Origin of the sequence: Roseovarius autotrophicus (genome assembly GCF_018069895.1) — a bacterium.
Lineage (GTDB): Bacteria > Pseudomonadota > Alphaproteobacteria > Rhodobacterales > Rhodobacteraceae > Roseovarius > Roseovarius autotrophicus.
This window is the reverse complement of the sequence record NZ_JAGQDH010000009.1, coordinates 88,165-101,275: the sequence shown is the minus strand read 5'-3', so window position 1 is coordinate 101,275 and position 13,111 is coordinate 88,165. Positions and strand designations below refer to the sequence as shown.

Below are 13,111 nucleotides of genomic sequence, written 5' to 3'. Positions count from 1 at the left end.
GCCCCCTTAATGCGTGCCTTCATAGGCTTCTTCGCCCTCGCCCAGCGTGTCGCGGTCGAGGTATTTGTTGGCACTTTCCGGCCCTTCCTTCCATTCCAGCCAGGAGCGCCAGAAAAACGCCATCGCATGCAGAAAGATCATCCCAGCAAAGAGCACCAGCAGGATCTTGAACAGGAAATAGGCGTTGAACCCGTTCGGACTGAAGCCGATGGTCTCGACATTCCAGCGCAGCGCCCGCGACTTCGTCAGAAGCTGGTCAAGCCGGTCCGAGGCCGAGGGTTTCGGCACGATGAGATGCCGCCACAGGAAATACCAGCCATACATCCAGGTGATGACCGCCATGGGCATCATGAACACGATGCTGCCGAACATGTCGATCATGCGTTTGGCGCGATGGCTGACCTGCGCATAAACGAGGTCCACGCGCACATGACCGCCCTGAACGAAGGTGTAGGTGCAGCACAGGGCCACGACCATGGCGTTGTAGAGCTTCAGCTCCTCCGCCCACCAACTGATGTCGAATTGCAGCGGAATGCCGAACCCGAAGACGATGTCGGGCCGGGCAAAGATGCGCTGGATAAAGACGATGACGATCTGTTGCAGCACCATGAGCAGCCCCGCCCAGGCGGCGAAGCGACCGACCGTGTTGGCGAACCCTTCCAGCACCCGCACGCAGCCCCACAGGAACGCGTTGCGCCACATGCCCACGGCGGTGAGCACCAGAAATGTCGTGAACACCACGAAGAAGAATTCGACCGACCCGCCGTAATAGACGACCCGCATGATCGCTTCCTTGTCCGACCAGTCGAGCCAGAGCGCGGGATTGGTGATCGCATAGGCGAGGTTGTAGAACGCCATTCCGATATTCTGGAACAGCCACAGGATGGCGTCGAGCATGGTTTCCCCTCACATGGCTGACAGGATCAGACCAAATCGCCAGGCCCCGGCAAGCGGGGCCTGGACAGAAGTTGCGCGACCGGGCGCGCTTAGCCCAGAACGCGGTCGCGCTGCGCGGTATAGGCGCCGTCGGACAGGGCAATCCAGGCCGAGGATGACTTCATGGAGGCCATGAAGCTGTCATAGACGCGCTTGTAGATGTCGTCGCTCATGTTCTCCTGATGCACCTCGTCAGAGGCACGGCCAAAGGCATCCCAGACGCTATCGGGGAATTCCAGCGTCTTGACGCCCGCCGACCGCAGACGCGACAGCGCTGCCGAGTTGTTGGCGAGGAACTGTGCAAGGTTCCACTGATGGGCCTCGGCACAGGCGATCTCGACCATCTTCTGCTGCTGCGGGGTGAGGCTGTCGAATACGTCGCGGTTCATGCCGACGGCCAGCGCCGCACCCGGCTCGTGGAAACCGGCGGTGTAGTAGATCTTGGTGATCTCCTGGAAACCGGCCTTTTCATCGGCCCAGGGGCCGATCCACTCGGTGCCATCGATAGCACCGGAGGCAAGCGCCTGATACACTTCCGAACCGGGCAGGTTCTGCACCGACGCGCCCAGCTTGCCGAGCGCGAGGCCCCCAAGACCGGGCATGCGGAACTTGAGACCGTTGAAATCCTCGGGCCCGTTGATCTCGCGGTTGAACCAGCCGCCCGCCTGCGCGCCGGTATTGCCCGCAAGGAAGGACTTGAGGCCGAAAATCTGGCCAAGCTCGTCGTGGAACGCGGCACCGCCGTCGTGATAATACCAGTTGACGATTTCCTGCGCGGTCATGCCGAAGGGCACCGAGGTGAAAAAGCCATAGGCCGGGTGCTGGCCGACGAAATAGTAATCGGCACCGTGATAGAGGTCGGCCTGACCGGCGGTCACGGCGTCGAACACCTCGAACGCGCCGACAAGTTCGCCCGCGCCCTTGACCTCGATCGTCAGACTGCCATCGCTCATGCCGTTGATGCTGTCGGCCACGCGCTGCGCGGCGTCGAACACACCGGCAAGGCCACGGCCCCATGTGGTGACCATGGTCAACGTGCGGTTGCCCTGGGCGTAGAGCGGCGCGGCCAGCGTGCTCGCGGCGGCGGCCCCGCCACCCAGCGCGGATTTCTTTAGAAACGAACGGCGATCCATTAAGGTTCCTCCCCATTTGTGCGGATGCGCCTCTCCCGGGCGGTCCGCGGATCGTTGAAGTGCGCAGACCTTAGCCCGCGATTCGAAAGCTGAGAATACCGATAACTGCGTAGTCAGGTAATTTTGTTGTGCAGTCGATGCGCCAGCCGTCCCCTCCCCCATAATGCCGCGGCAGAACCCTCTTGCATGTGACGCGGCGCGGGTGTTCAACGCGGCCATGAAGCCGAAGATACTCACCACCCTGCCCGGCTACTCTGCCGCGCTGTTTCGTGCCGACCTCATGGCCGGGATCACCGTCGCCATGGTGGCATTGCCGCTCAGCATCGCCATCGCCATCGCCTCGGGGGCGGACCCGGCCACCGGGCTGATCACCGCGATCGTTGGCGGCTTTCTGATCTCGGCGCTTGGCGGTAGCCGGGTGCAGATCGGCGGCCCGACCGGGGCCTTCATCGTCGTGGTCTATGGCGTCATCGCCGAACACGGCTATGACGGGCTTGTTATCGCCACGCTGATGTCCGGGGTGATCCTTGTGATCGCGGGGTATTTCAAGGCCGGAAGCCTTGTGAAGCACATCCCGGAAGCGGTGATCAACGGCTTTACCATCGGCATCGCCATCATCATCGCCACCAGCCAGTTGCGCGATCTTTTCGGGCTCGGCATCAGCGACCTGCCCGCCGATTTCCTGCCCAAGATCGCCGCCCTCTGGGAGGCGCGCGATACCCTCAACCCCCGCGCCATTGCCATCGGGGCGGGAACGCTCGTCATCATCGTGGTGCTGCGTCGTCTCGCGCCGCGTTTTCCGGGACTCATCGTGGCGATGGCGCTCTGTTCGGCCTCGGTGGCGATTCTGAACCTGCCGGTGGAGACACTGCAATCGCGCTTTGGTGCGTTGCCCAATACGCTGCCCATGCCGCAGCTTCCGACGCTCAGCTTTGCGCGTATGATCGATCTGCTGCCTTCCGCGCTCGTCATCGCCTTTCTCGCCGGGGTGGAGGCATTGCTCTCGGCCAAGGTGGCCGACCGGATGATCGGCGGCAACACCCGCCCCAATGCAGAGGTGATCGCCAATGGCGCGGCCAATATCGGCTCGGCGCTCTTTGGCGGACTGCCCGCGACCGGGGCCATCGCGCGCACCGCCACCAATGTTCACGCAGGCGGGCGCACGCCTGTGGCGGGGGTGGTTCATGCCTTGGTCATTCTCGTCGTGATGCTGCTTGCCGCCCCGCTCGCGGGTTATCTCGCCATGCCCGCACTTGCCGGGCTGCTGCTGATCACCGCCTGGAACATGTCCGAACCGCAACACTGGAAACGGCATCTGGCGGCACGTCGCTCGGATCGGGTGCTGCTTCTGATCACGCTGGTGCTGACGGTACTGACCGATCTGACGCTGGCCATCGGCGTAGGCGTGGCGCTTGGCCTTGCCATGCGGCTGCGGCGGCGCAAGGTGCCCGAGGCCGAATGGCACGATCCTGACCGCTGAGCCGCGCGAAACGCTGGATTTCGAGCGCGCGCCGGCGTATCCCGATGGCCATGTTCGCGCGTCTGAGGCTCAATTACGGCCAGAAGCTGTTTCTGGTGGCGACGCTGCCGCTGATCCTGACGGCGGCGGCCGTGTCGGTCGTCGTGACGCTGCAATCGCGGCACCTGGCCGAGCGCGAGATAGAGACGCTCGAGGCGCAGTTGATCGCCGCCAAGCGCGAGGAGTTGAAGAATTACCTCTCTCTCGCGCGCACGGCCTTCATCAACATCTATGGCCGCGCCGCCCCCGACGACCACCGGGCGATGGAGCAGGTAAGCCAGATCCTTGCCGCGATGCTCTATGGTCAGGATGGCTATTTCTTTGTCTTCGACTATGACGGGACCAATCTTGTCAGCCCGCGCCGCACCGAACTTATCGGGCGCAACTGGACCGGGATGGAGGATCCGTCAGGCGTGCCTGTCACCGACGAGTTGATCCGGCTGGCGCGGTTCGGCGGCGGCTATCACAGCTTTGTCTGGCCGCGGCCCTCGACCGGAGAGCGGACGCAGATGGTGGCCTATGTGATCGGGCTTCAGGACTGGAGATGGGCCATCGGCACAGGTGTCTTCATCGACGATGTGATCGCCGCCGTCACCGCCTCGCGCCAGCAGGTCGAGACGCGGGTGCAGCGCACATTCCTCCTGATCGGGGCGGCGATGCTGGCGGCGCTGCTTCTGGTCTTTGTGACCGGGCTTTTCATCACGATCCGCGAGCGGCGGCTGGCGGATGCCAAGCTCAAGCGGCTCACGCAGCGCGTGTTCGACGCGCAGGAAGAGGAGCGCGGGCGCGTGGCGCGCGAGTTGCATGACGGGATAAGCCAGATTCTCGTCGGCGTGCGCTATGCGCTCGACACGGCGCGGCGGCGGCTGGCGTCGGGCGACGCGCGCGCGCCCGAGATGCTGGAACGCGGCACGGCGCATCTGGCCACCGCCATCCAGGAGGTGCGCCGCATCAGCCGCGACCTGCGCCCCGGCGCGCTCGACGATCTGGGGCTTGGCCCCGCGCTCAAGGCGCTGGCGGAGGATTTCGGCAAGCGCACCGGAATCGAGACTACCTTTGCCACCGTGGTGTTCCGCAACCGGCTCGATGACGAGGCCAAGATCGCGCTCTACCGGTTGGCACAGGAGGCCCTCACCAATATCGAGCGCCATTCAGGCGCGACCCGTGTCGAGATAGACCTGCGCGGCCACGCGCATGGCGGCACGCTGCGCATCACCGACAATGGCTGCGGCATCGACGCCGCGCGCACCGGCACGGGTGGCGGGCTGGGCCTGCGCAACATGCAGGAGCGCATCGACCAGATCGACGGGCAGCTTGTCATCCGGTCGTCCGCCAGCGGCACCGAGATCGAGGCCAACGTACCGCTCACCCATCTCCTCAAACCTCAGGGCCAGTCCGAGACGGTGCCAGAAAGAAGAAGGGCACGCTCATGATTCCCATTCGCATCGTCATCGTCGATGATCACCCGATGGTGGTCGAAGGCATCCAGTCCATCCTCGAAAGCTATGACGATGTCGAGGTGATCGCCGCTTTCTGCAACGGTCAGGACGTGATCGACCGGGTCGCGGACCTTGCCCCCGATGTGATCCTGCTTGATCTGAACATGCCGGGTCTGGGCGGGCTTTCGACCACCGAAATCCTGCTCGAACGCCGCCCCGGCACGCGCATCCTGATCCTGTCGATGCATGACAGCCCCGAATACATATCGTCGGCGCTCAGCCACGGCGCCTCGGGCTATGTGCTCAAGGACGTGCCCACCGAAGAGATCAAGCACGCCATCGACGCGGTCATGCGCGGACAGCGGTATCTGTGCACCGGCGCGCAGGGCTCGCTTGCGCCCTTCACCCCGCCCGAGCGCGAGCAACTCACCAACCGCGAACAGACGATCCTTCTGCAACTGGCGCAGGGCAAATCCAACAAGGAAGTGGCGCTGGTACTCGATATTTCGGTCCGCACGGTCGAAACCCACCGCAAGAACATCAAGCGCAAACTCGGGATTTCCTCGACCGCGGGCCTTACCCGCTATGCGCTCGAACACGGCGTGTTGCAGGGCACGGGCGTGCGGCTTTGACACGATCACCGAAACCCGTTGACACAAAACGGGAACATGTATAGAACGATTCGGAACATGACGAGGGTGTGACCATGCTCACAAAAAAGCAGCTCGATCTTCTGGCGTTCATTCACAAGCGCGTGCAGCGCGACGGCGTGCCGCCCAGCTTCGACGAGATGCGCGAGGCGCTTGATCTGCGGTCGAAATCGGGAATTCACCGTCTCATAACCGCGCTGGAAGAGCGTGGATTCATCCGCCGTCTTGCGCATCGCGCGCGGGCGCTGGAAATCGTCAAGCTGCCAGAGGCGCTCGGCGGGGCGGCGACGGGCTTTACCCCGCGCGTCATCGAAGGTGACCGCCCCACGGCACAGCAACCCGCCAATGCGCAACCCGTCGAGACGGCGCAGGCCGTGGCGCTGCCGGTCATGGGCCGGATCGCTGCCGGTGTGCCGATCGAGGCGATCTCGCATGCCAGCCACTCGGTCGCCGTGCCCGGCACCATGCTGTCTGGGCGCGGCACCCATTACGCGCTTGAGGTGAAGGGCGATTCGATGATCGAAGCCGGGATCAACGATGGCGATGTGGTCATCATCCGTGAAACCTCGGCAGCCGATAACGGCGATATCGTCGTGGCGCTGATCGAGGAGCAGGAGGCGACGCTCAAACGCTTCTTCCGGCGCGGCAACGCGATCGCGCTCGAAGCCGCGAACCCGGCCTATGAAACCCGCATCCTGCCCGAGGATATGGTGCGCGTGCAGGGCCGCCTCGTGGGTCTCATCCGCAGCTATTGAGGCGACCAGAGGCGGCGGCCGGTCGCCTCCGCCGCACCTTTCAGATGCAGCACGCCCGCATTTTCCACCAGCGCAAGCGCGCCTGACTGTCGCAGGCTTGCCGGCGTGATCACCTCGCAAGGGCCGGTCGGCGGCATGTCGGGGTCTGCGGTAAAGATCACGATCCTGGCCCCCTCACAGCCGCGTGGCACGCGCGCCGCCTTGCCCGCGACCAGCAGCACCCCCAGAGGCGCCAGCAGATCGTCGCGCCAGCGGGCATGGGCCTCTGACTGGCCCGCCGCGTCACCATCGTTCTCAAGCCAGTTCCCGGCGACGAACCCACCCCCGCGCGCCTTGTTCAGGGCGCGGCCCTCGCTGGTCATGACCCCCACCAGCGCGCCCGTTTCCGAGACAAGGACCGGCGGACGCTCCACCCCGGACCAGAGCCAGAGCGCCACCATGACCGGGCCCAGGCCCGCAAACCGCGCCCGCCCCTGCCACAACACGACCACCAGCCCACCAATCGCCATCAGCGGCAGGACCCACCCCCCCGGTGCCACCACCGCGATGCGCGCGCCTTCCAGCCCCGCGACCCAAACGGACACGCCGAGAATCCAGAGAAGTCCCTGCCCCATGATCCAAAGCGGCAGCCAGTCGAGGCCCAATGGCATAAGCAGCGCTGCGACAACGGCGGCGGGCATGACCACAACCCCCATGAGCGGCACGCTCAGGAGATTCGCCAACAACCCGTATTGCGCCATCTGGTTGAAATGCGCCGCCGCCACCGGCGCTGTCGCCGCCCCCGCCACCGCCGAGGAGACCACCACCGTCAGCGCGGGCCGCAGCCAGCGCGGCCCAAGCGGCACCCGTGCATCCCTGAACCATCCGAACACCGCGACCAGGGCCACGGTGGCGGCAAAGGACATCTGAAAACCGGGACCCAGAAGCGCCTCTGGCCGCAGGCAGAGCACGATCACGGCGGCCACCGCAACCGCCCGCAGGCTGAGCGCGCGCCGGTCGAGCATTACCGCCACCAGCATGACCGAGACCATGACAAAGGCACGCTCGGTCGCGACATTGCCCCCCGAAAGCGCCAGATAGCCCGCACCTGCAAGGATTGCCACGGCAGCCGCGATCTTCTTGACCGGCCAGCGCAGCGCCACGCGCGGAATCGCCGCAAGCGCAAGGCGCGTGGCGGCAAAGACAAACCCCGCCAGAAGGCCCATATGCAGCCCCGAAATCGCCAGAAGATGCGCGAGGTTCGAAATGCGCATCGCCTCCAGCGTGTCTTGCGACAGGGCCGAACGGTCGCCCGTCATGATCGCGGCGGCAAAGGCCCCCTCCTGCCCCGCCAGACGCGCGCGAACATGATCGGCGAGCGCCATGCGCGCCGCGAACAGGCGCTGTCCGCCTTCCGGCCCCGTCACCGCCAGCATCGGCACGCGGGCATAGCCGACCGCGCCGACCCCCTGAAACCACGCATGGCGTCGGAAATCGAACCCGCCCGGCTCGACCGGGCCACCGGGAGGCGCAAGATGCGCCGTGGTCATCACCCGCAGGCCCGGCGCGGGCACGACCCCAGCCCCATCATGGAGCGACACACGCACGCGGCGCGGCACGCGGTCCGGGTCCACCCGCGCCAGCACCACCCGATCGAGCGTGAGCCGCAGCGCGTCCGAGGCCGAGCGGTCGATCCCGACGATGCGCCCCTCCACCGGCCCGTAGTAACGCCAGCCCAGCACCGGCCCCGCCACCTGATGTGCGCGCGCCCCGGCGATGGCAAAGCCGAGGAGCACGACCGCCATCGCCACGCCCAGAGGCCCCGACCATTCCCGCCCGCGCCAGAGCGCCAGGACCAGAACCACCACGCCAAGACCGCCGGAGACCACCAGAGCCGCGCCCGGCGGCTCGGCCGGCAGGGCGAAATAGCCTCCGATCCCACAGGCAAAGAGCACCGGCACCCACGGAAACAGCGCCCCCCGCTGCACGAGCCAGACCGCCACAATCCCCTCTGCGGTGCGCCGCACTTGTCACCCTCCCGGCAGACCGATAGACAGGCGCCAATCTCAACCGATGATCCTTACCAAAAGGTTAAAGCCCGCCCATGTCGCAACAGGTCGTGACCCGCTTTGCCCCCTCACCCACCGGATTTCTGCATATCGGCGGCGCGCGCACGGCGCTTTTCAACTGGCTCTATGCGCGCGGGCGAGGCGGGAAGTTCCTGCTCAGGATCGAGGACACCGACCGCGCCCGCTCTACGCCTGCGGCGACGCAGGCAATCCTCGACGGGCTCGCCTGGCTTGGGCTTGACCATGACGGCGAGGCGGTCAGCCAGTTCGCCCGCGCGCCGCGTCACGCCGAGGTGGCACATGCGCTTCTGGACGCAGGCAAGGCCTACAAGTGCTTTGCCACGCAAGACGAGATCGAGACCTTCCGCGAGGCGGCCCGCGCCGAGGGCCGCTCGACCCTCTACCGCAGCCCCTGGCGTGACGCCGACCCCGCCACCCATCCCGACGCGCCTTTCGTCATCCGCATCAAGGCCCCGCGCGAGGGCGCGACGGTGATCCGCGACGTGGTGCAGGGCGATGTCACCATCCGCAACGACCAGCTTGACGACATGGTGCTTTTGCGCAGCGACGGCACGCCGGTCTACATGCTCGCCGTGGCGGTGGACGATCATGACATGGGTGTGACCCATGTGATCCGCGGCGACGACCACCTCAACAATGCCGCGCGCCAGATGATGATCTACGAGGCCATGGGCTGGCCGTTGCCTGTTTACGCGCATATCCCGCTCATCCACGGGCCGGATGGCAAGAAACTGTCCAAGCGACACGGCGCGCTCGGCGTCGAGGAATACCAGAAGATGGGCTATCCGGCGGCCGCGATGCGCAATTATCTTGCGCGGCTTGGCTGGAGCCATGGCGATGACGAATTCTTCAGCGACATGCAAGCGCGGGAGTGGTTCGACATCACCGGAATCGGCAAATCGCCCGCGCGACTCGATTTCAAGAAGCTCGAGAATCTCTGCGGACGCCATATCGCCGCGATGGATGATGCTGCGCTGCTGCATGAATTGAAGGGATTCCTCGCCGCCACCGGCCAGCCGCCGCTGTCTGACGAAAAATTGCAGTTGCTTGAACAGGCAATGTATTGCCTTAAGGACCGTGCCCGGACATTCCCGGAACTGATTGAAAAAGCGACATTTATCCTTGCCGATCGCCCCATCATGGCCGACGCGGGCGCGGCGGCGCATCTCGATGATGTATCCCGTGGTATACTGAAAGAATTGACGCCGCATCTGCAAAATGCTACGTGGTCGCGCAATTCTGTTGAGGAATTGGTAACCCAATTCGCCGAAGACCATGGAATGAAGTTCGGCAAGCTGGCCGGCCCTTTGCGGGCCGCTCTCGCGGGCCGGACCGCGACACCAAGCGTGTTCGACATGATGCTGGTCCTTGGGCGGGACGAAACCACCGCCCGGCTGACCGATGTGGCCGGTCTGGGGGGATGATCCTCGGCCAAGGCTTACGTTTACCTAGTCCGGGACGTGCTGCGTCGCCGGGCGCTGCAAGGGAGGAGCCCTGATGTCTGACGAGAAACGAGTGGCCAAGCTGGAAATCGACGGCAAGAGCTACGATCTGCCGATCTTCTCGCCGACCGCAGGGCCGGACGTGATCGACATTCGCAAGCTGTATGGCACCGCCGGCGTGTTCACCTACGATCCGGGCTTCACCTCGACGGCAAGCTGCGACAGCACCATCACCTTCATCGACGGCGACAAGGGCGAGCTTCAGCATCGCGGCTATCCGATCGACCAACTGGCCGAGAAATCGCATTTCCTCGAGGTGTGCTTTCTGCTTCTTTACGGCGAGTTGCCCTCGCCCGCGCAGCTTGAGGATTTCGAGAGCCGGGTGACCAACCACACCATGCTCCATGAGCAGATGCAGTATTTCTTCCGCGGCTTCCGGCGTGACGCGCATCCCATGGCGATCATGGTGGGCGTGGTGGGCGCGATGTCCGCCTTCTATCATGACAGCACCGACGTGCGCGATGAATGGCAGCGCGAGGTGGCCTCGATCCGCATGATCGCCAAGATGCCGACGATCGCGGCCTGGGCCTTCAAGTATTCCATCGGCCAACCCTTCGTCTATCCGCGTAACGACATTGATTACGCCTCGAACTTCCTGCGCATGTGCTTTGGCGTTCCGACCGAGGATTATCAGGTCAACCCGATCCTGAGCCGCGCCATGGACCGCATCTTTACCCTTCACGCTGATCACGAACAGAACGCCTCAACCTCGACGGTGCGGCTTGCATCGTCATCGGGCGCGAACCCTTTTGCCTGCATCGCGGCGGGCATCGCCTGTCTCTGGGGGCCGGCCCATGGCGGCGCCAACCAGGCCTGCCTGGAGATGCTACGCGAGATCGGCACGCCCGACCGCATCCCCGAATTCATCGCCCGCGCCAAGGACAAGGACGATCCGTTCCGCCTGATGGGCTTTGGCCACCGCGTCTACAAGAACTTCGATCCGCGCGCGAAGGTGATGAAGCAATCCGCCGACGAGGTGCTCGAACTTCTCGGCGTGGAGAACAACCCGACGCTTCAGGTCGCCAAAGAGCTCGAGGCCCAGGCCTTGGCCGATCCCTATTTCTCCGAGAAGAAGCTGTTCCCGAACGTCGATTTCTATTCCGGCATCATCCTCGAGGCCATGGGTTTTCCCACCTCGATGTTCACGCCGATCTTTGCGGTCAGCCGCACGGTCGGGTGGATCTCTCAGTGGAAAGAGATGATCGCCGATCCGCAGATGAAGATCGGCCGCCCGCGCCAGCTTTATCAGGGCGCGACGCTGCGCGACTATGTGGATATCGAGAAGCGCTGACCCCCGAGACAATCGGGACAGAAGACAGGGACCCGGCTTCGCGCCGGGTCCTTCTTCTGAGAGAGGTCGGGACGGGTATTTCCTGTTCAATGCAGGACGCCCCGAAAACAGCCGCCCAGCACCCCATCTGCCTGAATTCAGGCAGCGTGCCCGGCATGGCAGCATCGGCGAAACCAGTCATGCGCACAAAGCATAGCGGCCATGCTGCATCTGCGGCATAATTATCCTTGATCGCCAGACGTGCCGGAATTATTTGCAGTTCATGACAGTGATGGCGCAAGCGCGGTCACTATCATACCTCCCTGTTGGACTTCGGCCGAGCTTAGTGCTCGGCCTTTTTTTGGTCTGCCGTGATTTCAGGCAGGCGGCCTACGCCCTGTCTCAATCCCACCAGGGACCATGGTGCAGACCGTCCTGCCCCAGCCTTTCGAACCCGTGGTGCCCAAAGCGGTCGCGTTGCGCCTGAATGAGCGCCGCCGTGCCGCGGCCGCGCCGCATCGTGTCATACCAGGCCAGCGCACCCGACAGAACAGGCACTGCGTGGCCCGCGTGAACCGCCTCGGCGACCACCTGCCGCAGCGCCGGCACGGTCTGCGCCAGACGTTGCGCGATGGCGGGCGCAAGGATCATCTCGCCTCGCGGCGCGCCACCGGCAAAGGCCGCGGCAATATCGTCGAGCAGGTCCGCACGGATGATGCAACCCGCGCGCCAGATGCGCGCAATCTGCGCGGGATCGAGCGCCCAGCCATATTCCTCCGAGGCCGCCGCCATGACCCGGAAGCCCTGCGCATAGGCGAGTATCCGCGCCGCGAGAAACGCCTCCGAGAGCGCCTCGGCGCTGGCCGTGATCGCCCCGACAGCCCCGCCCAGAACCCTCTCTGCCTCCTGCCGGGTGTCTTTCTCCGCCGACCATCCGCGCGCGCCCACAGCCGCTTCGATGGCGCTCGCCGATTGCCCCAGCCGCAGCGCCTCGATCACCGTCCAGCGCCCGGTGCCCTTCTGGCCGGCGGCGTCCTTGATGACATCGACCATCGGGTGCCCGGTCTCGGGGTCGGTCGCCGCGAGCACCTCGGCCGTGATCTCGACGAGATACGAGCGCAGCGGCCCCGCATTCCAGCCCGTGAAAATCGCCGCGATTTCGGGGGGCGAGAGCGCGGCGCCATCGTGCAACAGGCCATGGATTTCGGCGATGATCTGCATGTCGGCATATTCGATCCCGTTATGCACGGTCTTGACGAAATGCCCCGCCCCGTCCGGGCCAAGATGCGCGACACAGGGCGCACCCTCATGCGTCGCGGCGATGGCGGTCAGAATGGGGCGCACCTGCTGCCAGCTATGATCGCTGCCGCCCATCATCATCGAGGGGCCATGCCGCGCACCTTCTTCCCCCCCCGAAACGCCGAGGCCCACGAAATGCAGATCGTGCGCGGCAAGGGCGGCGGCGCGGCGGCGGGTATCGTGGAAATCGGCATTGCCACCGTCGATCACCATATCGCCGGGCGACAGCAGCGGCGTCACCACCCCGAGCATCGCATCCATCGGCGCGTCCGAGGGAATCATGAACAGGATCACGCGCGGGGTTTGCAGCCCGGCCACGAATGCCTCAAGCCTATCGTGTGGGTGAAGCCTCGCGGCCAGCGGCCCGGCCTCGGCGATGAAGGGCGCTATCCAGTCGGTTTCGCGGTTGGTGACCGCGACCTCCACGCCCTGTTCCGCCATGTTCAGCGCCAGCGCGCTGCCCATGGTGCCCAGCCCGTAGACGCCGATCCGTGCCTTTCCCATGCGCCCTCCGTGACCGCTAACGGAATGGGGTCACG

General features: G+C 65.0%; 10 protein-coding genes. 6 read left to right on the top strand and 4 right to left on the bottom strand.

The window, feature by feature from the left end:
* Positions 1 to 6 precede the first annotated feature (6 nt).
* Together KAK09_RS11470 and KAK09_RS11465 are read right to left on the bottom strand one after the other, a co-directional pair.
* The gene (locus KAK09_RS11470) at positions 7 to 897 is read right to left on the bottom strand and encodes a TRAP transporter small permease subunit (protein WP_210879080.1); all 891 of its coding nucleotides are present in this window, start codon (positions 895 to 897) and stop codon (positions 7 to 9) included.
* A gap of 89 nt (positions 898 to 986) precedes the next feature.
* Positions 987 to 2,069, bottom strand: coding sequence for a TRAP transporter substrate-binding protein (locus KAK09_RS11465; protein WP_210879079.1), 1,083 nt, complete (start codon positions 2,067 to 2,069; stop codon positions 987 to 989).
* Positions 2,070 to 2,286: 217 nt separating this feature from the next.
* Between KAK09_RS11465 and KAK09_RS11460 the strand changes: the two genes are divergently transcribed.
* From KAK09_RS11460 to lexA, 4 genes are all read left to right on the top strand, one after another.
* Positions 2,287 to 3,549, top strand: coding sequence for a SulP family inorganic anion transporter (locus KAK09_RS11460; RefSeq protein WP_210879078.1), 1,263 nt, complete (start codon positions 2,287 to 2,289; stop codon positions 3,547 to 3,549).
* A gap of 44 nt (positions 3,550 to 3,593) precedes the next feature.
* On the top strand, positions 3,594 to 5,021 hold the full coding sequence (locus KAK09_RS11455; protein WP_210879077.1) for a cache domain-containing protein: 1,428 nt from the start codon (positions 3,594 to 3,596) through the stop codon (positions 5,019 to 5,021).
* A complete protein-coding gene (locus tag KAK09_RS11450; RefSeq protein ID WP_210879076.1) occupies positions 5,018 to 5,659 on the top strand; it encodes a response regulator transcription factor in 642 nt (213 codons plus the stop codon). The genes KAK09_RS11455 and KAK09_RS11450 overlap by 4 nt, the downstream gene beginning before the upstream one ends.
* Before the next feature lie 74 nt (positions 5,660 to 5,733).
* Positions 5,734 to 6,432, top strand: a complete 699-nt coding sequence (gene lexA / locus KAK09_RS11445) for a transcriptional repressor LexA (RefSeq protein ID WP_210879075.1) — start codon at positions 5,734 to 5,736, stop codon at positions 6,430 to 6,432.
* Here the strand turns inward: lexA and KAK09_RS11440 are convergent.
* Positions 6,426 to 8,438, bottom strand: a complete 2,013-nt coding sequence (locus KAK09_RS11440; protein WP_210879074.1) for a ComEC/Rec2 family competence protein — start codon at positions 8,436 to 8,438, stop codon at positions 6,426 to 6,428. The two genes, lexA and KAK09_RS11440, sit on opposite strands and share 7 nt — an antisense overlap.
* Before the next feature lie 77 nt (positions 8,439 to 8,515).
* On the opposite strand from KAK09_RS11440, the gene gltX reads away from it, so the two are divergent.
* Positions 8,516 to 9,925 (top strand): glutamate--tRNA ligase, encoded by a 1,410-nt coding sequence (gene gltX / locus KAK09_RS11435; RefSeq protein WP_210879073.1) that lies wholly within the window; start codon positions 8,516 to 8,518, stop codon positions 9,923 to 9,925.
* A 73-nt stretch (positions 9,926 to 9,998) separates the two neighbouring features.
* Positions 9,999 to 11,294: a citrate synthase gene (gltA, locus tag KAK09_RS11430; RefSeq protein WP_210879072.1), complete on the top strand. Its 1,296-nt coding sequence runs from the start codon at positions 9,999 to 10,001 to the stop codon at positions 11,292 to 11,294.
* A 381-nt stretch (positions 11,295 to 11,675) separates the two neighbouring features.
* Here gltA and gndA read toward each other — a convergent pair whose 3' ends face one another.
* On the bottom strand, positions 11,676 to 13,076 hold the full coding sequence (gene gndA / locus KAK09_RS11425; protein WP_210879071.1) for an NADP-dependent phosphogluconate dehydrogenase: 1,401 nt from the start codon (positions 13,074 to 13,076) through the stop codon (positions 11,676 to 11,678).
* Positions 13,077 to 13,111 lie beyond the last annotated feature (35 nt).